Below are 23,304 nucleotides of genomic sequence, written 5' to 3'. Positions count from 1 at the left end.
GTACCCCCGCGCCCGGCGCCGACCAGGCGCGGGTATTTCAACCACCACGGAGATTGCACTATGAGCACACACTTCATCGGCGAAGGCAACATCGGTTCACCCCCCGAGTACCGGGAGTTCCCCAACGGCAACGAAGAACCCAGCCGCCTGCTTCGCCTGAACGTCTATTTCGACAACCCCATTCCCAAGAAGGATGGCACCTTCGAGGATCGCGGCGGCTTCTGGGCGCCGGTGGAAATCTGGCACCGCGACGCCGCGCACTGGAAGGACCTCTACCAGAAGGGCATGCGCGTACTGGTCATCGGCCGCATGGAGCGCGAGCCCTGGACGGACAACGAGGATCAGCCGCGCGAGACCTGGCAGGTCAACGCGCGCAGCGTCGGCATTCTGCCGTTCCGCATCGAGTCCGTGACCCTCAGCCCCAGGTCGAAGGAGGCTGTGCAGGAGGAGGAGTCGAAGCCCCAGGCCGCCCAGGAGCCGGCTGCGCCGAAGGAGGCGAAGCGGAGGAAGTGACCCAACATGGGGGGCGAAGCTCTTAGCTTCCCTCCTGCTTACGCAAGATTTCCCCAGGGGATAGCTCTATCAACGTCCACGGAAGCCCAGTCGATCGGCGGCTACACGACGAAGCTCGTTCCGATCAAACTGCCGACCTTGACGGCATACTGAAGGCTGGTTCTTCCTTGAGTAGCTCAAATGATCAGTATCAGGACCCGGTATTCCCTTGCTCAGTTTCTGGCGCAACAGGAAGTCGCCGTATCAATCACGCTGTTGGCCAAGTACGGCGTCCAGCATCTGTCCTTGTCGCATGCCAACTTGCAGATGAGTCTGAACCACACCATCGGCGACCAGGACGACAGGACTTTATTGCTCGTACTACAGGAGATCGTTGCAACGATCGGAAGTCTTCGCAAGAATGTTTCGCCTAAGCACGTATTCGATGAGCGCTTGCATGACCTCTCGCAGTGCCTGTTGCTGGATGGGTATATGGTCCACGACAAGAAACTGCTGCAAGCCGATCCATCCATCGCCGATGCGGCCCCCATGGAGGATGATCTCGTGCGAGCCCTCCGTCAATCGGCTCCGCCGCAGTATGAGGCCATCATCGACAAGATCAATGATTCGGCTGAAGCTTTCCGTGCCAGTCCTCCGGACTACAACGCAGCTTTAACGAATGCGCGGGTCGCTCTCGAAACCCTGGCTGTGGATGTCGCCGCTGGCGTGGCACAGCAGCATCCAGGTGTCGCCACATACAACCCGACAAGCTGGGGCTCGGTGATTGCATTTCTACGCCAGTGTGGCGAAATCACGGTCGAAGAGGAGAAAGGCTTGGCCGGGGTCTTTGGATTCCTCAGCCCTGGCGCTCACCGCCCCATCGGCATTCCGCAAGAGCAAATGGCTCGGCTGGGACGCTCCTTCGCCTTGAACATGTGCTGGTTCCTTTTGCACAACCGGCTTGCTCGCAGTGGCAACTGACCCTTCGCTAGAGTTTCTCAAGCCGATCTTAGCGTCCAGGTCCCAACACCGGTTCAAAAAGGTCGGCTCACATTCATATTCTTTGCTGCCGTGCCCAGCGCTGCCCGACATGCTGTCCATGATGAATTTCATTCGGATGGGACAGCATGCGGCTATTTCTGTGCGAGAAGCCCTCCCAGGGCAAAGACATTGGTCGAATCCTCGGCGCGACGCAGCGCGATGAAGGCTGTCTCAGCGGCTCCGGCGTCACTGTTACCTGGTGCATCGGCCATCTCGTAGAAGCAGCAGCTCCCGAGGTCTATGACGCGGCGCTCAAACGCTGGTCGCTTGAGCAGTTGCCCATCATTCCCCAGCAGTGGCGGGTCGATGTCAAACCGAAGACCTCCACGCAATTCAAGGTCGTCAAGGCGCTTCTGGCGAAGGCGACCCATCTGGTCATCGCCACCGATGCGGACCGCGAAGGCGAACTGATCGCCCGCGAAATCATCGAACTCTGCGGCTACCGCGGCCCCATCGAACGCCTGTGGCTGTCGGCGCTCAACGATGCGTCGATCCGCACCGCGCTCGGCAAGCTGCGGCCCTCATCCGACACGCTGCCGATGTACTACTCGGCACTGGCGCGCTCGCGCGCCGATTGGCTGGTGGGCATGAACCTCAGCCGGTTGTTCACCGTGCTGGGCCGGCAGGCCGGCTACGACGGCGTGCTGTCGGTCGGGCGCGTCCAGACGCCGACGCTCAAACTCGTCGTGGACCGCGATCGCGAGATCGCGGCCTTCAAGTCGTTGCCGTTCTGGGCCATCGACGTGTCCCTGTCCGCAGGTGGACAGGCTTTTAGCGCGCAGTGGGTTCCGCCCGATGGCTGCACCGACGACGCCGGCCGCTGCCTGCAGCAGCCGGTCGCCCAGCATGCCGCGCAGCAGATCCGCGCTGCGGGCAGCGCCCAGGTGGTATCGGTCGAGACCGAGCGCGTGCGCGAAGGGCCGCCGCTGCTGTTCGACCTGGGAACGCTTCAGGAGGTTTGTTCCAAACAGCTCGGGCTGGACGTGCAGGAGACCCTGGAGATCGCGCAGGCCTTGTACGAGACCCACAAGGCCACGACGTACCCGCGTTCGGATTGCGGCTACCTGCCCGAAAGCATGTTCGCGGAAGTGCCGACTGTCCTTGACAGCCTGCTCAAGACCGACCCCTCGCTGCGCCCGATCATGGGCCAACTCGACCGCTCCCAGCACTCGCGCGCCTGGAACGACGGCAAAGTGACAGCCCACCACGGCATCATCCCGACGCTCGAACCCGCGAACCTCTCTGCGATGAGCGAGAAGGAGCTGGCCGTGTACCGGCTCATCCGGGCGCACTACCTGGCGCAGTTCCTCCCTCACCACGAGTTCGACCGCACGGTCGCCGAACTGTCCTGCGGCCAGCAGAAGCTGGCGGCCACCGGAAAGCAGGTGGTCGCCCAGGGTTGGCGCCTGGTGCTGGCCGAGCCGCAGGTGGACGAGGACGGGGAAGCCGCGGCGCGCAGCCAAGTACTCCCCCCGCTGCGCGAAGGCATGACATGCCAGGTGGCCGAAGCCGAGATCAAAGCACTCAAGACGATGCCGCCCAAGCCCTACACCCAAGGCGAACTGGTCAAGTCGATGAAGGGCGTTGCGCGCTTTGTCAGCGACCCGCGGCTGAAACAGAAGCTGAAGGACACGACGGGCATCGGCACCGAAGCCACGCGCGCCAACATCATCACCGGCCTGTTGACGCGGGGCTATCTCGTGAAGAAAGGACGCTCCATTCGCGCATCGGATGCGGCGTTTACGCTGATCGACGCGGTGCCTGCGGCCATTGCGGATCCCGGCACGACGGCCGTGTGGGAGCAGGCGCTCGACATGATCGAGGCCGGGCAGCTCACGCTGGATGTGTTTATCGGCAAGCAGGCCACATGGATTTCGCAGTTGATCGCGCAGTACGGCAGCACCTCGCTGTCCATCAAGGTTCCCCAAGGGCCGGCATGCCCGCAGTGCGGCGCACCGACGCGCCAGCGCACCGGCAAGACCGGCCCCTTCTGGTCGTGCAGTCGCTACCCCGACTGCAAAGGCACGCTGCCGCTCGAAACCGGCGCGGCCAAGCGCGGTGCCTCGCGCCCGCGCAGTAGCGGCCGCAGAGGCTCTTGACCGACCCCGTTCCCCGAGAGCCGTGCCCGCCATCGGCGGCGTGGCCCATGTCCCGCACGCCCTGCGGGACGCCCAGCGCGCAACGCCTTCTCTTGTCCGTGTGCGCGTCCCGCCCGGCCGTCCCCGGCCGCGGGACCTGAAGGTAGCTTCTCCGCGAACCACGTCCGGGGTTTCCCGGCGCGTTCTGCTGATCTGAACTTTTTCCGCCTCTGCGAAGGGTCCCCCGATGGCTTTCCATGCTGCGCGAGCCATCCGGAGACCCTTCGTGGTCAGCGGTATTCGATGCCGTGCCCAACGGCGAAAAACTGGGCTCCTTTTGTGCGCGGATGTGCGCCAGAAGATGCCGGCGCCAACCACGACATGCGCCGGGTGTGAATGCTTGATGAGCAGACGGTTCTAGCGACGACCGGGCCTGCCAATCAGCCCACGGGTGGTTCCGTCCTCCCGAGCCGGAGGCCGCAAGGCCTTCGGCACGTTTCTCCCGCCGATCAATGTTTCGGCCCGATGGCGGGCCGCACCAGCAGGAAGCCAACAAATGCAACAACCGGAGCAAGTACGAGCCGCGTTCGAGCGCGACATTGACAACAAGGTGCTGTTCATCAAGAACGGCAAACTGCTGTTCATTGATGGCATCAGGCTCAAGGCCATCGCCGACCGCGAAGCGTACTTCGCTTCTCTACGCGCCAGGCAACCCCAGCCCATCGTCATCCTCGCCGAGCTGGCACACGATGAGGCATTCGCCGTATGGAAGCGGCATGTACTGGGCAATAGGCCCGACTGATCCGGCTCCGACGCGCCACCTTGACAGCCCCGCACTCGATGCGGGGTTTTGCTTTCCGGCGCCCATCAATCGGGGCTGGGCCGGATGCCGTTTTCCAACTGACGCGGCACGGCCCGCGCACGAAGCTGCCCGCATGTTCGCTGATTCCGGTCAGCACATGCCAGCAGCCAGGGTTTCAGGCTGCTGCGGGTCTATCCCGCGTTGCCCACCAGTCCGCATCGCATCAAGTCTGCGGACGCGCGTCCCCGTGACGTCGATGCTGTTTATCAACCGCGTGCGGGAGCTGCCATCCCGTAAGGGACGAGGCCCCGCTTTTCCAAGGAGCCAGTCCATGTCCCAGCAAGCCTCTTTCGGCCAAACCTTCGGGCAATTGGCCTCGACCTACTGCGGCAAGTTCCTGCCGCTCGAAGTCCTGCAAAGCGCCGCCGGTCACTACATCGGCACGCGCGATACCGAAGGCCCCGTTTCGCGGGAATCCCGCGAGTACTTCCGCAGCTACACCGCGGCTCAACGTGCCCTCGAAAGAGGCGGCTGGTCCCAGCTCGCCATTCCCTGATCCAACTGGAGGAATCACGTCATGAACCAGCTACTGCCGCGGGAAGTCGTCGATCAGATCATGCGGGAAGAGCAGCATTTCGCTGCCGCGCCCCAAGCCTTCTTCGAGGCCTGGAAGCGCGGTGTCGAGATCGCTGGCCCCGAGTGGTTCGGCGACGGCACCCGTGAAGGTCTGAACCAGGCCAAGAGCAAGTGGGATCTGCGTCCCAACATGCTGCAGCTCAACGACGCCCTCGGCGTCCTGAGCAGCGGCGAACGCATGTTCCTGTCCGCCATGGTCAGCTTCTACAACGCGCGCGAGGGCGGTGCCATGCTCAAGCGCTGCCACTTCAACGGACTGTCGGACTTCGATGGTCTCGATCTGCAACGCCGCAAGGTCCTCGCCGACCTGCTGGTGAACTACAACGGCTGGTGAGCCGGTCTCCGCCACATCACCGCGTTTCCGTTCACGCCCCACGAGGGACATGCGCCCACGAGGCCATGTCCCTCGATTCATTTCCCGTCGTCCAGCGCAGTGCTGGCACCGCCAAGGTCAGCGTTGCCTGACACATTTTCCATTTTCAACCCACCGGGTCCAATTCCCGGTGGCGGGAATTGGCTCCATTATTCAATCTGGAGAGTTCCCATGTCCCAGAAACCCAATCCCTTTCTCCGTGGCTACTGGAATCTGAAAATCGTCCGCACGCTGTGCATCAGCTACGACGATGGAAGCCCGCATGTCTGGCGAACCATCCACGCGAGCCAAGATCACCTCTCCGACGAGAAGCTGGTCTCTTCGTCCTGCATCGTCACCAACGATTTCGCGGTGGTCAGCAATGGCCCCGAACCCGTGGGTGCCGAGGTTCTGGCCGAATGCGGCGCCGGCGGAGACGTCAGCGGCGAAGGCGTGATCGGTGCCGTGGTCTATGCCATCCATGGCGATGACTTTGACGGTCGCCCGGTCCACATTGGTGACACCTATTCGGCCGAGGCCGCGCGGGAATTCGTGCAGCGCCTGAATTTCGAGACAGGCTATTACAGCCGGTGCTGGGAAATCAGCCGTGAGCACATCACGGTCGATACCTGGCACTACCTCGCCGACCTGGCGGACCTCGCCACGCCGGAGGCCATGCTGTTCATCGCCTTCCGGGTGCCATACAGCCCGGCGATCGGCGTCAAGCTGATTTCCACGCCCTGGACGGACCAGAACCTGGAGTACGCCGAGGGCATCACCGCCGAGCAGCTTCGGCAGGAGCACCGAAACAAGGGCATGCCGGACGACCTGGCGAACATCCTTGAACTGGCCGGCCAGGCCGACGTGCGCATCCTGATCCTCGACGCCGACGCACCTGCGCTGCTGGGCCTGCCGTTGGCAGAGTCCTAGCTGTCCCACGAAGCGCCAGCCTTCCTTTTCCCCCGTGCCAGCCCGTCTCCCCCTGGAGCCGGGCTGGTCCGTTTTCATAGGAGCAATCTCATGTTCCCCGACCTCATCTCGCCCGCCACCGACTTCGAGCACCAACTGGGAGCCTGCGTCAGCGCCATGTGCCAGGAGGATGCCATCGGCCAGACCCTGGTATTCGAGCGCGACAAGGGAACGCTGAACATGCGCCACATCGCCATGCAGGAGCTGGTTGAGACCGACATCGACCGCTACGAAATGGTGGTATTCGATGGCGGAACCATCAGCGGCGACTCTTGGAAGCATGTCTTCTTTCCACGGCAACGCACGCATTGCTTCGTGTACGACGCCTGACCCCAACAGCCCCTCATCCGAGGGGCTTTTTCTTTCCACAGCGTGCTGGAAAGACGGGAGCGACCGAATGCGCATTGTTTGCTGTCTCGCGCGCGAGGCCCGGCCATGCTGCCCCCCATGCCTGCTGACGTTGTCAGCGACATGCCAGGCAACCATCGGTCTTCGAGGTTGCCGCGCAGTTCCCACTGCGTGACCGAGCCAGCTCGCACCGCATCCATCCGCGAGCGGCCACCAGTCCTGGTGGCGGATGCTTTCGCCTCATCAACCCACCGCGGGGTTACGCACCTTTCCCCGCATGCGTGGGGCCGGTGTGTCTCCGCTTCATCCCAATGGAGATTCACCATGAGCACCACGTCCAACGAGAAATCGTATTTCGACCTCCACACCTCGGGCATCGGCTACATCCAGCGTGCCCGAGAGGTTCCCGTCCGGGGCGGCCGCCGTGCGCAGCCCTTCCTGGCATGCACCATCGCCGCACTGGTCGGTTCCGCCAAGGGCCCCAGCTACCGCTACTTCGACGTCAAGGTCTCGGGTGCCGAGGCCAAGAAACTGGTCGAGCGCTACATCGGCGTTGACGATCCCAAGCAGCGGCCGCTGGTACGCTTCCGCCTCGGCGACCTCTGGGGCGATGCGTACATCCGCGACAAAGGTGAGCACAAGGGCCAGGCGGCCGCGTCTCTGAAGGCGCGACTGCTGAAGGCCGAGCCGCTTGACCGGGCCGAACTGGCTTCGATCAAGCAGCACGAGCTGATCACCCGCGGCATCGGCTACCTCAGCCGTCCGAAGGATGTCTCCCCCAAGGATGGCGATCCGTTCCTGTCGTGCTGCGTCGCGGCGCTGGCCGGACCTGTCGGTGAACCGGAATATCGGTACTTCGACACCATCGTCGCCACCCCTGAAGCCGAGCACCTGGTTCGCCGGTGCGTGCAGGCCATCGAAGGGGACCGCAAGGTGCTGATCGCCTTCCGTCTGAACGACATGAAGATCGATCCGTACATCCGCACCAAGGGCGAGCGCGCCGGGGAACCGGGAGCGAGCCTGGAATCGACGCTGGTCCACATCGGTCTCATCAAGATCGACGGCACCCAGGTCTATCCGACGAGCCAGGCGCAAGCCGAGGCACCGCAAGCCGAGGGCGCACCCGCGCCCGAAGCCGAGGTTGCCGCCGACACCGCTGCCGACCAGCCTGCCCTGCCCGCCGAGCGCGAGCCCGCAGGTGAAGTCGAGGAGCAGGAGCCGGCATTGGCTGCTTCGTTCTGAACCGGCATGGCCCCTCACGGGGCCTTGTCGCTTCTCATCCCCCGCAACCGCTGCGCCCCTTGGCTCCCAGCGCGTCAGCGCTCTTCATCCCCCGAGTTCCGCGTGGTTTCAGGACCGCGCGGTTGTCGCATTTCTCCAAGGAGAACAACCATGTCTCTGGCATCCCGTTTTGCCCCGCAGTCCCCGATCCTGCGTTCCGATCGCCCGCTCTCGGATGACCGCATCCGTGCTGTTGCTCCATCGATCTTTGCCGACGCCCCGCATGGGAGCCGGTCCGATCGGTATGCCTACATACCGACCGCGACCGTGCTGACCAAGCTGCGCCAGGAGGGGTTCGAGCCCTTCATGGTGTGCCAGACGCGCGTGCGCAACGAAGACCGGCGTGAATACACCAAGCATCTCATCCGACTTCGCCATGCCAGCCAGATCAATGGCGACGAGGCGAACGAGATCATCTTGCTCAACAGCCACGACGGCACGAGCAGCTACCAGATGCTGGCCGGCATGTTCCGGTTCGTCTGCCACAACGGCCTGGTCTGCGGTGACACCACCGCCGACATCCGCGTGCCCCACAAGGGCGACGTGGCAAGCCAGGTGATCGAAGGTGCTTACGAAGTCCTCGAAGGCTTCGAGCGCGTGCAGAACTCGCGCGATGCGATGCGCACCATCACCCTCGATGAGGGCGAAGCGGAAATATTTGCGCATTCCGCCCTCGCACTCAAGTACGACGACCCGGCCAAGTCCACGCCTGTCACGGAAAGCCAACTGCTGGCCCCGCGACGCTGGGACGACCGCAAGGGCGACCTGTGGGCCGTCTTCAACCGCGTCCAGGAGAACCTCGTCAAAGGGGGGCTGAGCGGACGCTCGGCCAGCGGCCGCCATCAACGCACCCGTCCGGTGCAAGGAATCGACCAGAACCTGCGCCTGAACCGGGCGCTGTGGCTCCTGGCCGAAGGCATGCGCCAGCTCAAGGCGTGATGCCAAGCGGACCTCGCCCATCTCGGGCGAGGCCCATTCCCTTTCATCCACCGGGTGCCGTCGGCGTCCCGTCATTCATCATCAGGAGAACCATCATGGCAACCACATCGGCTCCCGAGAAATCGGTATCGCCCATCGTCGTCCCGGGCCAGCTCACGCTGCGCACCATCCATGGCCGCAACGGCAAGTTCAACGTCGGCAAGCTCGACTGCCAACTCGGCAAGTTCACGATCAAGGACGCTGAATTGGAGCAGTACCCCGAGGGCAAGTACCAAGGGGAATTCGTCCTTCGCTACATCTTCCTCAAAAGCTATCCGATCAGCGACGGCAGCATGCGTTCCGAGATGCGCGCCAACCTGGACGGCATGACGCTTCTCGGCATCGACAAACTGAGCCGTGACGAGGCACGCAGCTTCGGCACCCAGGAAGTCGATCCACTTGATGAAGAGCAAGGAGCGCAGCCTGTGGCAACGCCGGCCAAGCCCGCCAAAGCATCCAGACCCGCCAAGCCTGCCCCCGAGCAGGCGTCCGCGGACCCTCTCGTCGATACCACGCCCTTCGGCGTGGATGCGCCGATGGCCGCTGCGGCTGCTGCCTCCGGCAGCACCGAAGACGGCGACGCCGGTCTGTTCGGTCTGCTCTGGCCGCTGGGAGAGTCCGTAAAACTGGATTCGACCATCGACCGCCGCACCCTGCGCACGCAAATTGCCCGCCTGGGCGAACTGGGCTACGCGCTGGACTTCAAGACGCAGGAGTGGAGCCGCCAGGCCGGACTGCAACCTGCGTGATCGCAGACGCCGCATCCGCGGTGTTCTTCATCCACCCGCCGGGGTTTCTTCCCCATGCGGGGAGGCTCCGGCTTTCTTCTGGAGGTCTCCATCATGTCCACCATCGCTTGCGATGTACCTCATTGCACGCTGGACGAACCCGCCTGGCGCGCTGTCTGCAAGACAGCCGCCGAGCACGCCCAGCGTGGTTGCGGCCTGTCCTGGGATCACTGGGTCACGCTTTTCAGCTCGGAGATCGACACGCAAGCCGGTCGATTGCCGCAGGACCAGCGCACTCAAGCGCTGGAGATCGCAGCCCGGGAATGGGACTACGCAACGCCTGCCGAGCGGCAGGAAACCCAAGACTGGAATGCGGAGCATGGCTACTGCTCGCATGGGATCGAGTTCGGCTACTGCCCGGCCGGTTGTGATCGCGACGATGACGACTGGGACTGAGGGTAAAGCATAGGTTCCTTCGCCGCACGCGCGGCATTCCATCACCCGCTGGGGGTTCTCCCCCACGGGGAGGCCTCCGGCTCCATTCTTCAGGAGGCCTCTCATGGGCTGGTATTTCTCCCCCCAATCGCGGTCTGAACTGATCGCGGAACTGATCGCACCGCAAGAGACCGAGCGCGCCAGCGTCAAGGTCATCGTCCACGCGCTGCGCGGCAACGTCCTGTGGTCCGTCACGGAAGTGACGGCCAAGGTCGAAGGCGTGCATCGTCATCTGGAGCCAGGCCAATCCCTGCGCTACATCCGTTGTGATCTGCTCGAACGCAGCGGCAACCAGTGGGGCTACAAGCCACTGGACGAGTCCATGCACCCGTACTACTACACGTGCCCGCTGTCCTATCTGGACCTCGCACCAGAGCAGTCCGCCGACTGGCGTGCAGGCGTTCGCGCCTACCACGCGCGCCGGCGCACACCCACGGCACCTGCGGCACCCACCGCAGCGCTGATGGCCTGAGCCAGGAGGAACCGACATGGACCCGATCCTGGCTGCGCTTCCGCCCTCGCTGCTGAAGCTCGTTGAAGGGAGTTTGTCCAACGACGAAGTTTCTTCCGACGAGGAAATGCTGGAGTACTTCATCAGCAACGGCCTCACCGAGGAACAGGCGCGGCAGGCACTGACCTACCGCGACCAGTACCTCAACAACATCTACCTGGAGGGCTTCACGCCAATCACTTCGGTAGATGAGGCGCTTCACTTCAACCCGCACACCCGGCAGTTCGAGCCGGACTGAGCGGCTTTCTTCCACCCCCTGGGGCAGTACTTGCCCCAGCGGGCGGTGCTGTTCCCGTTCATCCGAGGACACCACCATGCCCGCAAACACCTCTTCCACCACGCTGTATCGCATCGACGAATGCTCCGACGTGATGGCCGACGCTTGCGTCGGCGATGACCAGGGCAATCTGATCTTCCTGTCGATCTGGGCGCGGGATACTGCCGTCCAGCAGTTCCTCGCTCGTCTGACCCTCGGGCGCGACGAACAGGGCCTGGACCAGTTCCACGTCATCACCGACCAGGGCGGCAGCGTCCCGGTGTTCGTCAGCAACGTCGATCGCCTGGAAAAGCGCATGACCCGTGCCTACCGGCGAACGCTGTTCGGTTCGCTGTCCAACGTGTGGCTGTTCGACCGCCGCTGCATCAAGCCCGACAAGGCAAACGCCAGCGCACTGGCATTGCTGCCCAAGGGCAGCGCCCACCGGCTTGACCGCCTGTGGATGCTGGTGCGGGACACCTGCCCACTGCCGCTGCTCGACCACTGGCGCGAAACCGTGCTGGAACTGCTACAGACCCGCGAGATGCTGGCCCGCCTTCCGTTCGCCCTCGGGCCGCTGGAAGGCCATCGGCTCGCCATCGACGTGCCGGCGCTGACCCTGGCGCTGGGCTCCCTGATCCGCAGTGACGTACTCACCGCCTATCCCTATCCGGCCAAGATTTGGACGCCGGAAGCGGTAGCGGCCTGACCACCCTCGAAAGCAGGCCAAGGCGTGCTTTCGCACTTCATCCCCGCCAACCAGGAGACTTCCATGGCTCTCATGTTCCCGCGGCTCGCCCGCAATTTCGCCAAGAACGGGTATTACCCGACCGACGAACCCACGCTCGAAAGAGCCCTCAACGCACTGATGCCCAGCGATGGGCCGATGTGCATCCTCGATCCCTGCGCCGGTGAAGGCGTGGCGATCGCTGAAGCCGCTCATGCCCTCGGGCGCGAGCAGGCCAGGGCGTTCGCCGTCGAGTTCGACGCGGAACGGGCACGCCATGCCCGCGGCCTGGTCGATCACTGCCTGCACGCGGACCTGATGGACACGATGATCTCCAAGCAGTCGTTCGGGCTGCTCTGGCTCAACCCGCCGTATGGCGATCTGTCCAAGGACGTCAACGGCAACATCGGCTATCAGGGCCAGAGCCGTGCACGCTTCGAGAAGCTGTTCTATCAGCGCAGCCTGTCGCTGTTGCAGTACGGCGGCGTGCTGGTCTTCATCGTCCCTGGCTACGTGCTCGACGCCGAGCTGGTCGGCTGGCTGACACGCCACTACACGGACCTGCGGATCTACCGAGCGGTGGAACCGCAGTTCAAGCAGGTGGTGATCTTCGGCCGCAGGGTGCGCCAGCGCGAGCTGGCACCCGATGGTCTCAAGGCCGTGCGCAATCTGCTGCTGCAGGTCGGGCTTGGTGAAGTCGAAGCCGAGGAGCTGCCGAGCGAATGGCCGTTCCTGCCGTACATCGTCCCCGCCAGTCCGGCCGAGCCGGAGCATTTTTTCCGCGTGACGATTGAGCCTGAGCAGTTCGCCGATGAAGTCGGCCGGCTGCAAGGCCTCTGGCCGTCGCAAGACACGCACCTGGGGGCCGCGCAGCAGTCGCTGCGTCCACCGGCGCATGCCTTGTCCCACTGGCATCTCGCGCTGGCCCTGGCCGCGGGCGCGATCTCGGGGGTTGTGCGCTCCAAGACCGGGCGCGTACTCGTCGTCAAAGGTGACACCCACAAGGACAAGACGCTTCAACGCGAATTCACCGAACGCGAAGACGGCTCCATCGCCGAGACCCGCATCCTCACCGACAAGTTCGTGCCCGTCATCCGCGCGTGGGACATGACGCCTGGCTCCCCCACGCGGGGCGAGGTGTTGACCATCCGCTGATCGCTTCTCTACCGCTGACGGTCACCGTCGGCTTCCTCCACCCACCGGGGTCCAGTCGCCCCGATGGGGCGCCGTGGCCCCTCCATCTTCAAGGAGCCTTCCATGGCAGCCCAAGCACTTCCCATCGGCCAGACATCGAGCCGGCGCTTCTTCCCAGGCGAGACCGTCGTGACCTGCGGCGTTGACGCCCTGGTCCAGCAAGGCCGGCTCAACCCGGTGCCGTACCTGCACCGCCACCTCAATGGCGACTGGGGCGACCTCGACGACTACGACAAGCGGCAGAACGAAGCCGCGCTGGAGTCCGGCGAGGACCGCCTGTTCTCTTCCTACCAGATCGCACCCGGCCTGCAGCTTTGGATCATCACCGAATCGGATCGCAGCGTGACCACGCTGCTGCTGCCTAGCGAGTACTGATTCTCTCCACCCGACGGCCGCCTGCCGTCTCTTCATCCCACCACGGGGCATGCCATCACCCCGCTGTGGGGGGGCATGCCCCATTTTTTATTGGAACATCACCATGTCCCTCGATCTCGAAACCACTGCCGTTGAAGCCGCACCCGTACAGGGCGAACTGCTCGATGCGGAATCTTCCCCTCTGACCCTGAGCCTTCAGGATTTCGTCGGCGAGTTCGGCGACGAACTGCTCGACGCCCTCAACAGCGCCAACCCGCCGGTCTATAACGGCCAGCCGCAGGCGCACCGGCAACTCGTCGTCGCCAGCCTCAAGCGCAAGCTGTTCCCGGCCCAGGCCGAAGTCGTCCACGCCGCCGCCGAACTGCTGATCGACCGTGGCGAACGCGCCGCGATTGTCAATGGCGAAATGGGCTGTGGCAAGACGACCGTCGGCATCGCCACGGCCGCCGTTCTCAACGCCGAAGGCTACCGCCGCACCCTGGTTCTTTCGCCACCGCACCTTGTTTACAAGTGGCGGCGCGAGATCCAGGAGACAGTGGCAGGCGCCAAGGTGTGGGTGCTCAACGGGCCGGACACGCTCGTCAAGCTCATCAAGCTGCGCGAGCAATTGAATGTCCAGCCCACGGGCCAGGAGTTCTTCGTCTTGGGCCGGGTCAGGATGCGGATGGGGTTCCACTGGAAGCCTGTCTTCACCCAGCGGCGTACCCGCCATGGCAACGTGGCGGCGTGCCCGGACTGCGGTACGGTCATCACCGACCTCGACGGCGAGCCGGTCAACCCGGTCGCGCTCCAAGCCGAGGAATACCGCAGGAAGTGCAGCCATTGCGCCGCACCCCTGTGGACACTGATCCGCCCGCGCAGCCTGTCCGGCAGCGACCGGTCCTCGGCCGTGCTGAAAGCCTTGAAGCGCATCCCGACGATCGGGGAAGTCACCGCGCAGAAGCTGATGCAGAAGTTCGGCGACGGGTTCCTGGCGTCGATGCTGGGCGACAACATCCATGAGTTCATCAACCTCATGGACGGCAACGGCGAACTGGTGTTTTCCGACCGTCAGGCCACGCGCATGGAGCGTGCGATGGCCAACATGGAGCTCGGCTTTGGCGAGGGCGGCTACCAGCCGTCCGAGTTCATCAAGCGCTACCTGCCGCAAGGCACGTTCGACCTGTGCATCGCGGACGAGGCACACGAGTACAAGAACGGTGGCAGTGCCCAGGGCCAAGCCATGGGCGTGCTGGCGGCGAAGGCTCGTAAGACCTTGCTGCTGACAGGCACGCTGATGGGCGGCTACGGGGACGACCTGTTCTACCTGCTGTTCCGAGCCCTGCCTGGGCGGATGATCGAAGACGGCTACCGCCCGACCACGAGCGGCAGCATGACCTCGGCGGCCATGGCGTTCATGAGGGACCACGGGGTCCTCAAGGACATCTACTCCGAAAACACCGGCACGGCGCACAAGACGGCCAGGGGCACCAAGGTATCGGTGCGCACGGTCAAGGCTCCGGGCTTCGGGCCGAAGGGGGTCTTGCGGTGCATCCTGCCGTTCACGATCTTCCTCAAGCTCAAGGACATCGGCGGCAACGTCCTGCCGCCGTATGACGAGGAGTTCCGTGAAGTCGCAATGGACACGGCACAAGCCGCGGCCTACCGCGACCTGGCGGGTCGGCTGACCGCGGAGCTGAAACAGGCTCTTGCGCGACGCGATACGACGCTGCTGGGTGTGGTGCTCAACGTACTGCTGGCCTGGCCGGACTGCTGCTTCCGGTCGGAGACCGTGGTGCATCCGCGCACGCGCAACACCTTGGCGTTCGTCCCGGCTCAGTTCAACGAGTTCGAGGTGACGCCGAAAGAGCGCGAGCTGATCGACATCTGCAAGGAAGAGAAGGCGCAGGGCCGCAAGGTCCTGGCCTACACGGTCTATACCGGCACGCGTGACACCACGTCGCGCTTGAAGGTGCTGCTGGAGCAGGAAGGCTTTAGGGTGGCGGTGCTGCGCGCAAGCGTGGACGCCAGCCGACGCGAGGACTGGATCGCCGAGCAACTGGACCGTGGCATCGACGTGCTCATCACCAATCCCGAACTGGTCAAGACGGGACTGGACCTGTTGGACTTCCCGACGATCGTTTTCATGCAGTCGGGCTACAACGTGTACTCGCTCCAGCAGGCGGCACGCCGCTCCTGGCGCATCGGACAGAAACAGCCGGTGCGCGTGATCTACCTCGGCTACGCCGGTTCCTCGCAGATGACCTGCCTGGAGCTGATGGCCAAGAAGATCATGGTGTCCCAGAGCACGTCGGGAGACGTGCCCGAATCCGGGCTCGACGTCCTCAATCAGGATGGAGACTCGGTAGAGGTCGCTCTCGCGAGGCAACTCGTGGCGGCGTGATCCGTCTCACAAGCTGGCGCCATCAGGCGCCGGCTTTTCTCCTTGACGAAGTCAGCGCCTTGCCGTGTCAGGCGAGGCTCGCGGTGTGGTGGCTTTCATTGACACGATGGATGGTGAACACCGTGTCCTGCAGCTCGATCTCATTGAGGCAGCACGGGTCCTGCTTGATGCGCCAGTAGCGCGACAGTGGCAGACCCAGGCTATGCAGCAGCAGGACGCGATTGATGCTGTCGTGGCCCACCAGGACGACCGTCTGGTCCCGATGCTTGCGCAGCACGATCCGCAGTACGTTGATGGCGCGCCCCAGCACACCGGCCATCGTCTCGCCACCCGGAATCACGGCAAGATCGGGTGCCTCAAACCACAGACGCGACTCGTCGGGCCAGCGTGAACGCACCTCTTCGTGCGTGAGTCCCTGCCACTGACCGTAGTCGGTATCGGCAAGGTCTTCGAGCACGTGCACCTTCGAGGCCGTGGCGCGGCCGATGGCCTCCCCCGTGTGAACACACCGCGAGAGCGGGCTGGCGTAGATGGCATCGGGCTTCCAGCCCTCTGCGACGCGCCTGCCGAGCGCTTCAGCCTGCCGCTTTCCCAGCTCCGAAAGTGGCAGTTCGGCACGCCCGCGAAAGCGCTCAGGCGCGATCCAGTCCACATGACCATGACGGGTCAGGATAACGTTTGTCATTCATTCACTCTCCATAAAAACAGGTTTTCAAGACATCAACGGACGAAGGCGTGGGTCCCCGCATAGGTGGCCGCGCTTCCCAGCGCTTCCTCGATGCGCAGGAGCTGGTTGTATTTCTCGACGCGCTCGCCGCGACAAGGCGCGCCGGTCTTGAGGTGCCCGGTGTCCAGCGCGACTGCCAGGTCCGCGATGAAGCTGTCCACGGTCTCGCCGCTGCGGTGCGACACCATCGCACCCCAGTTGGCGTTGTAGGCCAAGGCGACGGCAGACAAGGTTTCTGTCAGCGTGCCGATCTGATTGGGCTTGATCAGCACCGCGTTGGCCACGTCCTCGCGGATACCGCGCTCAATGCGCTCGACGTTGGTCACGAAGAGGTCGTCGCCGACCAGTTCGATCTTCTTGCCCAGGGTCTGGTTCAGCAGCGCCCAGCCGCTCCAGTCGTCTTCCGCCAGGCCGTCTTCCAGGACCTTGATGGGGTAGCGCGCCACCCACTCGACGTAGAGTGCGACCAGTTCCTCGGCCGTGACCGTGCGCCCTTCGCTGCGCAAGTGGTACATCCCGTCGTGATAGAACCCACTCGATGCAGGGTCCAGCGCCAGGACGACATCCTTTCCCGCTTCGTAACCAGCCCGCGAGATGGCCGCCAGGATCAACTCCACCGCGTCGCTGTTGCGTTTGAGCGGCGGCGCGAACCCGCCTTCGTCGCCCACAGTGGTGGAGTGGCCCTTGTCCTTAAGGACTTCGCGCAGACGGTGGTAGATCTCGGCACCGCAGCGCATCGCTTCGGCAAAGCTCGAAGCGCCCACCGGAGCGATCATGAACTCTTGGAAATCCACTCCCTGCCAGTTCGCATGTACCCCGCCGTTGAGGACGTTGAACATGGGCACGGGCATGCGGTGGACCTCGGGTCCGCCCAAATGTCGGAACAGTGGCTGTTGGGCGGCCTGCGATGCCGCCCGCGCCACGGCCAGGCTCGCGCCGAGGATCGCGTTGGCGCCGATGCGGCTCTTGTTCGCCGTGCCGTCGTAGTCCCGCAGCCGCCGGTCGATCGTCTCCTGATCGAAGGCGTCGGCATCGAGCAGCACCGCGGCAATGCCTTTGTTTACATGGGCCACAGCGGCACGGACCCCTTTGCCGTCGAAACACCGGATGTCGCCGTCGCGCAGTTCGACGGCCTCGTGGATGCCGGTCGAAGCTCCGGCCGGAACCGCGGCGCGTCCCATCACGCCGCTGCTCAGGTGCACATCGACCTCGATGGTCGGATTGCCGCGCGAATCGAGGATTTCACGCGCGTGAATCATCTTTATCTTGGAAACCATATAACCCCCTGCAATTGAACTTGGACGGGCGGGACGCGTGGCCTTGGTGTCCGGATCTGCCCGCGCTTTCAATCAGCCCGCAGCTTGCCGGTCAGGTCTTTGCCCTGCCCACAGGTGATCGCGTCGCCAGCAGCCACGCGCGCCAGACAGCCGTGCTCGCCGTTCGCGCGTTCGTAGATCAAGCCGTTTTCCACGGTGCGCACTGCGTACCACTCCGTGTCGCTCAGGGGAGCGACAACGCTGGCACTGCACACCATGACGACGGACCAGGCGATGAGCGCAGCGATCAGCCGACCGTTTTCCCGCAGCCAATCGCGCATGCCCGGCTCGGGCGGCAGGTTGTAAACCCTCAACATGGCAGTCTCCTGGACCAAGTCATGAGTCGCGCCAAAGGTGCTTACTTCGCGCCCAGACCGATGCGTCCGTACTCGACGGGCACCTTCACGTAGGTCAGGTCGATCGCTTCCTGCGCCAGCGCGTCCATCAAACGCCGGCAGGCCGCTTCGTCTACGGAGACGGTCACCGCCAGCGGTTGGTCGGCCAGTTCGAAGAAGTGCGCGGAGTGGAAGCGGCCGACGTGATCGAATCCTTCCGCACCGCCCACCAGCGTGCCGCCGACAGCGCCATGGTCCTTGGCGAACTCCAGGAGCCAGTCACCGATGGGCTTGTGCCCGTGGCGGCGGTCCTGCGCCGTGAAGAATGTCAGTTGGTAGCCTTTCATGGGGTCTCCTTTACGATTGGCGAGTAGCGGATGCGGACGCCATGCCCAGCGCCGTCATCGTGAGCGAGCCGCCCACGTGCAGCGCCAGCATGCCGGCCGACCAGCCCAGGCGGCCGTCGCGCAGCAGCGTGAGCAGTTCGGCCGAGAACGTGGAAAAGGTGGACAGACCACCAGCGAGCCCGGTGATCACGAACAGGCGCCACACGGGCGACAAGCCCGGTGCCATCCCGAAGTAGGCGATCGCAAAACCCACGATGTAGGCCGCAATCAGGTTCGATGCCAGGGTGCCCATCGGGATCGGCGGCACCAGGGCGTTCATCGCCACGCTCAGGCCGTAGCGCAGGAGCGCGCCGATGATGGAGCCGAGGCTGATGGCCAGGACTGCGTATGCGCCGCTCATCGTCAAACGCCCCGGGTCGCATTGCCGGAGGCGGTCCTCAGGTGCGACAGCGGCAGCTCACACAGGAACAGCACGGCGTGGACCTTCTTCAACTCGTCCCCGTGCTCGTGCATGAACGCCCGCAGCCGCTGCTCGGTGTCCAGCAATTCCAGGCATTCCGGGTGCCGCATGCCCGTCAGTTCGGGGTGCTGGTGCGACAAGCGTTCTCCTGGCAGGTAGCCCGAACTGACCCGGTGCAGCATGGCCTGCAGGATGTTGGCCTTCTTGGCCACGGTAAGCAGGTGATGCGCCAGTGCAGGCGCGCTCAGGTGGTGCCAGAAACGGGTGACCTTGGCCCGGGTTGCGGTCGGGAAGTACAGCCGCAGCGCCGCGATGGTCTGGGACGTGTCTGTTTTCATTCAACGCTTTCCTTGGAGACAGGGGGCAGTGCCACAGGATCTGCGGCGGAAGACTTCGAGGTTTCGCGGCGCTTCTTGAGGAAGGCGGCAAGATCGGCGATGCGCAGGTCTTCAGGGACAGCGGCCCGATGCCGGCGGTGCTTGCTGTGGCCTACGCGCTGCGCGTGGTAAATGCCGGTGTGCCCCGAGAACAGGTAAGCCGTGACGCAGCCGATGGCCGCCAGCGGACCGATCTCGGCACCGAACAGTTCCATCGCCATCAGGGTCGTGGCAATCGGGGTGTTGGCCGCGCCGGAGAACACCGCGACGAAGCCGATGCCGGCCATGAAAGCGAACGGCATCTGCAGGATCGGCGCCAGTGCGTTGCCCAGGGTAGCGCCGATGTAGAACAGCGGGGTGACCTCACCGCCCTTGAAGCCCGTGCCCAGCGACGCGACCGTGAAGCCGAACTTGCCAAGGAAATCCCACGGCTGCATCGGCTCCTGGAAGGCGCGCTCGATCTCCGGGATGCCCAGACCGATATACTGGTAGCCATCGAGCGCCCAGACCGCGAGGGCGATGACGATGCCGCCGGCGAACGGCCGAAGGGGTGCGTAATGGATGAGCCGCTTGACCCGCGCCCCGAGCGCGTGAGTGACGCGGGCGAACAGCATGCCGACGATGCCGAACACGACCCCGGCGAGCACGACCGCCACCACGCTCCAAGCGCCGACCGGCACGATCTGCCCGATCGCGTAATGGGCGTGGTGCACGCCCCAGGCCAGACATACCTGATCGGCCACGATGCCCGCCACCATGCAGGGGAACAGGGCGTCATAACGCATGCGCCCGATGGCCAGGATTTCCAGCCCGAACACGGCGCCCGCCATGGGCGTGCCGAACACCGACGAGAAGCCTGCGGCGATGCCGCACATCAGCAGGATGCGTCGGTCTTCATGTTCCAGGCGGAACACGTGGGTGAGTTGGTCGGCCAGCGCGCCGCCCATCTGCACCGCAGTGCCTTCGCGGCCCACGGAAGCACCGAAGAGGTGTGACACCACCGTGCCGCCCAGCACCAGCGGCACCATGCGTAGCGGAACCACCTTCTTGGGGTCGTGGATCTCGTCGATGATGAGGTTGTTGCCTCCGTCCACCGTCTTGCCGAGCAGGTGATACACGAGGCCCACGCCCAGGCCGGCCAGCGGCAGCAGCCAAATCACCCAAGGGTGGGACTCGCGCCAGGCCGTGGCATGATCGAGGGAGACGAGGAAGAAGGCGGAGGCGCTGCCGGCCAGGACGGCAACAACGCTGGCGATGAGAAGCCACTTGCCCACGTAGGGCAGCAGCTCAAGCTGTTCTAGACGGCGATTAGGCATGGGGTCGGTTCGCTCGAAATCCATCGGGCTGACCCATGCAAGAGATGTGGACGTGAACGCCTACAGCCCCGACAGAAGGTCAGGTAACTGTAGGCGTCATCGGCAGCGAATGCTGCGGTTCGGTTTCCCAGGAGGAACGCCATCTCCAAGCGCGCACTATACCCTTTCGTGACGAAATGGTCGAGCGCAGTTTCAGTGAATCCCTTCGGATCCCTGCCGGGCTCCCTGGCGGTGCTGGGGTGCCGGCCGCGGCGCTGGGCCTAATCGAGGGCGCGGCCGATGCGGTGGCCAGCTTCACCAAGATGGTGTCGGGCTACCTCGCTCGGCCATCGCAAAGCACTGGTCCTGCTCGGCTATGCGCTCACTCCGCTCGTCCAGGTCTTCATCGCACTGGCGGTGGGATGGCCGCTGCTGCTCCTGGGTCAGTTGCTGTCCTGATTCGGCAAGGGACTGCGCGGGCCGCTACGCGACGCCATCGTGATCCAGGCGGTGAGCGCGCAGACCCCTGGACGCGCGTTCGGCTTTCACCGGGCGATGGATACGGTGGGTGCGGTCGCCGGGCAGCTGCTGGGCGTGGCTGCGCTGGGGTGGGCGCAGACGCTGCATTGAGACGACGTAGCCAGCCCGTTCCGCGTGGTGCTCGGGCTGTCCGTGATCCCTGGCCTGCTGGCCGTGCTGGTTTTCCTGACGCTCGTGAACGCCCCCCAGCAATCGCCCAATCCCGGCCTGCGCTTCTTCGGCGCGCTGCACGAGCTGCCAACACGGTTCAAACGCTACCTCTGCGCGGTCGGGTTGTCTGGCCTGGGGAACTTCTCGCACAGCCTGCTGATCCTGGCCGCCACGCACTTGCTGGCGCCCTCGATCGACATCATGCATGCGACACAGGTCGCCGGGCTGCTCTACGTGGGACGCAACGCCGTGCAGGTGCTGGCTTCCTATCCGGTTAGCGCCTGGGCGGATCGCATCGGCCCGCTGCCGCTATGGGTGGCGGGCTACGCGCTGGGCGCGGCCACTGCTGTGCTGGCGGCACTCGCCTTCTGCCTGGGCATAGGCAGCCTGCCGCTGCTCGCCACCAGTTTTGTGGCCGCGGGGCTCTACGTGGCGATGCAGGAGGCGCTGGAATCCACGGTCGCCGCGGGCATGATCGAACCGCAAGCGCTGACTATGAGCTACGGAGCGCTGGGCACCGTCGATGGCAGCGCCAAGTTCCTGTCGAGTGCGGTCGTAGGCACCGTATGGACGATGACCTCGCCGGTACTGGGCTTAGGGTTGGCTGTCGTCCTGATGCTGACCGGAACGGTTGCACTGGGCCGCCTCAACCGATGAGGATGCGCCACGTCGATCGATTCCCTGCGATGTCGCGTCTGGCCTGATGCACCCCAGCGACCGACCTTCTATGCCCACGGCCCTTCGGGGCCGTTTGTTTTGGTCGGCGCCAGGAAATCGGACGGCCCTCATTTCGCATTGTTTGCTGTCGCAACCTCACGCAGCGGCGATGGTGAGGGCTCGATGTTTCAGGACGACGCGCCATGTGCCCCTCACCACCCTGGTTTCACCACCCCGAACGCCGCCTGCTGGCGGGTTTTCTCGGCCTCCTTTGGTCGGTGCTGGCTGGCGGCTGCGCGACGACGAGCGCGCCGGTCGCGCCCGACACAATCGAGGAATCCTCGGCCGCGCCCGCATCCGAGGCGCCCGAATACATCCCCGTCGTGCGCTACGGGCGCTACACCCTCGTGGAACTGGCACCGACAGCAGCGCAGCGCGACCTGCTTTTGCAGACCATCGACGTGTCGATGCCCGAGGATGCCCGCGCCACGGTCGGCGACGGGCTACGGCATGTGCTCAAGCGCAGCGGCTACGGCTTGTGCCAGACGGCGCACGCGGTGGTCGAGCTGTACGCACTGCCGCTGCCGGCGGCGCACCTGCACCTAGGCCCCATGACCCTGCGCGAAGCGCTGCTCACCCTTGCTGGTCCGGCCTGGGAACTGCACGCGGATGACCGCGCGCGGCAAATCTGCTTCGAGCGTCCCAACGACAGCATGACCGCCGACAAGGCACCCGCGCTGCCCGCCAACGAGGCGGTGCAGACGTTTCCGCTGGCGCCCGCGGCATCGGGAGGCCAGCCATGAACGGCCCGCAGCCCGCCCAGCGCTCAACCGCCGCCGTGGTGGTGCAGAGCCTGATGTGGCTCTGGCTGATCGGCCTCAGTGTCCTCATTGCCCTCGGCTACCAGGCCATGAACGATCAGGCCGACCAGGATCGCCTCAATTCCCGCCTGCAACGCCTCGAAGCGCTGGCGACGGGCCTGGCCGAGACCGTCGAGGCCATCCAGCAGCGTCCAGCCGTCGCCACGGCGGCGGACCTCAAGGACACGCGCCAAATCCTGGAGGCACGCGCCGCCCAGGTCGAGCAATCGCTGAGCGACTATGCCGCCGCCGCCGACCTTCAGGCGCTGCGCGCCGAAGTCGAGCAAGTCAAGACGCGGCAGACCGCTGCGCGCGCCGCTGCACCCGCCCAGCCGCGCAGCGGGAACAAGCCCACCGCCAAGCCCGAACCACCGCCGCTCCCGTTCCGCATCGTGGGTGCCGAACTGCGTGCCGGCGAGCGCAGCGTGTCCGTCGCGCCGAGCAGTGGCGACTTCACGCCCGACCAGCTTCAAGTGCTGCTGCCAGGTGATGCGGTCGGCCCGTGGCGCTTGCAGGCCGTCGAGGGCAACACCGCGGTGTTCCAGGCCGGCGACCAGACCCGCCGCGTGGCGATTCCCTGACCGGAGTACAGCG

The 23,304-nt window shown here is 64.7% G+C and carries 26 protein-coding genes, 2 pseudogenes and 1 riboswitch; of the genes and pseudogenes, 21 read left to right on the top strand and 7 right to left on the bottom strand.

What is annotated here, in order from left to right:
• Positions 1-60: 60 nt before the first annotated feature.
• The 18 genes and pseudogenes from V6657_RS28640 (at position 61) to V6657_RS28555 (ending at position 15,646) form a co-directional block, all read left to right on the top strand.
• On the top strand, positions 61-513 hold the full coding sequence (locus V6657_RS28640) for a single-stranded DNA-binding protein (protein WP_039016634.1): 453 nt from the start codon (positions 61-63) through the stop codon (positions 511-513).
• 180 nt (positions 514-693) lie between these two features.
• Entirely contained in the window at positions 694-1,473 is a 780-nt protein-coding gene (locus V6657_RS28635) for a hypothetical protein (RefSeq protein ID WP_039016633.1), read from the top strand.
• Positions 1,474-1,619: 146 nt separating this feature from the next.
• Positions 1,620-3,632: a DNA topoisomerase III gene (locus V6657_RS28630; protein ID WP_039016632.1), complete on the top strand. Its 2,013-nt coding sequence runs from the start codon at positions 1,620-1,622 to the stop codon at positions 3,630-3,632.
• A gap of 550 nt (positions 3,633-4,182) precedes the next feature.
• Positions 4,183-4,413 (top strand): annotated as a pseudogene (locus V6657_RS28625) (hypothetical protein); the annotation flags it as partial.
• 331 nt (positions 4,414-4,744) lie between these two features.
• On the top strand, positions 4,745-4,969 hold the full coding sequence (locus V6657_RS28620; RefSeq protein ID WP_039016630.1) for a hypothetical protein: 225 nt from the start codon (positions 4,745-4,747) through the stop codon (positions 4,967-4,969).
• 21 nt (positions 4,970-4,990) lie between these two features.
• Entirely contained in the window at positions 4,991-5,383 is a 393-nt protein-coding gene (locus V6657_RS28615; protein ID WP_039016629.1) for a hypothetical protein, read from the top strand.
• A gap of 210 nt (positions 5,384-5,593) precedes the next feature.
• Positions 5,594-6,331, top strand: a complete 738-nt coding sequence (locus V6657_RS28610; protein WP_039016628.1) for a hypothetical protein — start codon at positions 5,594-5,596, stop codon at positions 6,329-6,331.
• Between the two features lie 90 nt (positions 6,332-6,421).
• Complete coding sequence (locus tag V6657_RS28605) at positions 6,422-6,700, top strand: hypothetical protein (protein WP_039016627.1); 279 nt, start codon at positions 6,422-6,424, stop codon at positions 6,698-6,700.
• A 342-nt stretch (positions 6,701-7,042) separates the two neighbouring features.
• Complete coding sequence (locus V6657_RS28600) at positions 7,043-7,960, top strand: DUF3577 domain-containing protein (protein ID WP_039016626.1); 918 nt, start codon at positions 7,043-7,045, stop codon at positions 7,958-7,960.
• A 150-nt stretch (positions 7,961-8,110) separates the two neighbouring features.
• A complete protein-coding gene (locus tag V6657_RS28595) occupies positions 8,111-8,938 on the top strand; it encodes a DUF932 domain-containing protein (RefSeq protein ID WP_039016625.1) in 828 nt (275 codons plus the stop codon).
• A gap of 95 nt (positions 8,939-9,033) precedes the next feature.
• Positions 9,034-9,726, top strand: a complete 693-nt coding sequence (locus V6657_RS28590; RefSeq protein ID WP_039016624.1) for a DUF3275 family protein — start codon at positions 9,034-9,036, stop codon at positions 9,724-9,726.
• Positions 9,727-9,819: 93 nt separating this feature from the next.
• Entirely contained in the window at positions 9,820-10,161 is a 342-nt protein-coding gene (locus V6657_RS28585) for a hypothetical protein (RefSeq protein WP_039016623.1), read from the top strand.
• 103 nt (positions 10,162-10,264) lie between these two features.
• Positions 10,265-10,672, top strand: a complete 408-nt coding sequence (locus V6657_RS28580) for a hypothetical protein (protein ID WP_039016622.1) — start codon at positions 10,265-10,267, stop codon at positions 10,670-10,672.
• A gap of 16 nt (positions 10,673-10,688) precedes the next feature.
• Positions 10,689-10,949 carry a hypothetical protein gene (locus V6657_RS28575; RefSeq protein ID WP_011347578.1) on the top strand — a complete coding sequence of 87 codons (261 nt, stop codon included), beginning with the start codon at positions 10,689-10,691 and terminating at the stop codon, positions 10,947-10,949.
• A 76-nt stretch (positions 10,950-11,025) separates the two neighbouring features.
• A complete protein-coding gene (locus V6657_RS28570; protein ID WP_039016621.1) occupies positions 11,026-11,676 on the top strand; it encodes a hypothetical protein in 651 nt (216 codons plus the stop codon).
• A 63-nt stretch (positions 11,677-11,739) separates the two neighbouring features.
• Positions 11,740-12,849, top strand: a complete 1,110-nt coding sequence (locus tag V6657_RS28565; protein ID WP_039016620.1) for a DUF6094 domain-containing protein — start codon at positions 11,740-11,742, stop codon at positions 12,847-12,849.
• A gap of 102 nt (positions 12,850-12,951) precedes the next feature.
• Complete coding sequence (locus tag V6657_RS28560) at positions 12,952-13,263, top strand: hypothetical protein (protein WP_048935055.1); 312 nt, start codon at positions 12,952-12,954, stop codon at positions 13,261-13,263.
• A gap of 103 nt (positions 13,264-13,366) precedes the next feature.
• On the top strand, positions 13,367-15,646 hold the full coding sequence (locus tag V6657_RS28555; RefSeq protein WP_039016619.1) for a helicase-related protein: 2,280 nt from the start codon (positions 13,367-13,369) through the stop codon (positions 15,644-15,646).
• 67 nt (positions 15,647-15,713) lie between these two features.
• Here the strand turns inward: V6657_RS28555 and V6657_RS28550 are convergent, their stop codons facing one another.
• The 7 genes from V6657_RS28550 to V6657_RS28520 form a co-directional block, all read right to left on the bottom strand.
• Positions 15,714-16,331: a histidine phosphatase family protein gene (locus V6657_RS28550; protein WP_039016618.1), complete on the bottom strand. Its 618-nt coding sequence runs from the start codon at positions 16,329-16,331 to the stop codon at positions 15,714-15,716.
• A 35-nt stretch (positions 16,332-16,366) separates the two neighbouring features.
• The gene (gene eno, locus V6657_RS28545) at positions 16,367-17,650 is read right to left on the bottom strand and encodes a phosphopyruvate hydratase (RefSeq protein WP_039016617.1); all 1,284 of its coding nucleotides are present in this window, start codon (positions 17,648-17,650) and stop codon (positions 16,367-16,369) included.
• Positions 17,651-17,718: 68 nt separating this feature from the next.
• The gene (locus V6657_RS28540; RefSeq protein ID WP_039016616.1) at positions 17,719-18,006 is read right to left on the bottom strand and encodes a hypothetical protein; all 288 of its coding nucleotides are present in this window, start codon (positions 18,004-18,006) and stop codon (positions 17,719-17,721) included.
• Positions 18,007-18,047: 41 nt separating this feature from the next.
• Positions 18,048-18,371 (bottom strand): DUF190 domain-containing protein, encoded by a 324-nt coding sequence (locus tag V6657_RS28535; protein WP_039016615.1) that lies wholly within the window; start codon positions 18,369-18,371, stop codon positions 18,048-18,050.
• Positions 18,372-18,381: 10 nt separating this feature from the next.
• Positions 18,382-18,771 (bottom strand): fluoride efflux transporter CrcB, encoded by a 390-nt coding sequence (crcB, locus tag V6657_RS28530; protein ID WP_039016614.1) that lies wholly within the window; start codon positions 18,769-18,771, stop codon positions 18,382-18,384.
• 2 nt (positions 18,772-18,773) lie between these two features.
• The gene (locus tag V6657_RS28525; protein ID WP_048935054.1) at positions 18,774-19,169 is read right to left on the bottom strand and encodes a hypothetical protein; all 396 of its coding nucleotides are present in this window, start codon (positions 19,167-19,169) and stop codon (positions 18,774-18,776) included.
• A complete protein-coding gene (locus V6657_RS28520; protein WP_048935067.1) occupies positions 19,166-20,524 on the bottom strand; it encodes a voltage-gated chloride channel family protein in 1,359 nt (452 codons plus the stop codon). The genes V6657_RS28525 and V6657_RS28520 overlap by 4 nt, the downstream gene beginning before the upstream one ends.
• An 83-nt stretch (positions 20,525-20,607) precedes the next feature.
• A riboswitch (Fluoride riboswitch) is annotated at positions 20,608-20,680 on the bottom strand.
• An 80-nt stretch (positions 20,681-20,760) separates the two neighbouring features.
• Here V6657_RS28520 and V6657_RS28515 point away from each other — a divergent pair.
• The 3 genes and pseudogenes from V6657_RS28515 to V6657_RS28505 form a co-directional block, all read left to right on the top strand.
• Positions 20,761-21,850: pseudogene (locus V6657_RS28515) on the top strand (MFS transporter); the annotation flags it as partial.
• Positions 21,851-22,053: 203 nt separating this feature from the next.
• On the top strand, positions 22,054-22,653 hold the full coding sequence (locus V6657_RS28510; RefSeq protein WP_039016613.1) for a PilL N-terminal domain-containing protein: 600 nt from the start codon (positions 22,054-22,056) through the stop codon (positions 22,651-22,653).
• Positions 22,650-23,291, top strand: a complete 642-nt coding sequence (locus tag V6657_RS28505) for a hypothetical protein (protein ID WP_039016612.1) — start codon at positions 22,650-22,652, stop codon at positions 23,289-23,291. The genes V6657_RS28510 and V6657_RS28505 overlap by 4 nt, the downstream gene beginning before the upstream one ends.
• Positions 23,292-23,304 lie beyond the last annotated feature (13 nt).

The organism is Ralstonia sp. RRA (assembly GCF_037023145.1).
Taxonomy (GTDB): Bacteria; Pseudomonadota; Gammaproteobacteria; order Burkholderiales; family Burkholderiaceae; genus Ralstonia.
This window is presented reverse-complemented; position numbering and strand designations above follow the sequence as displayed.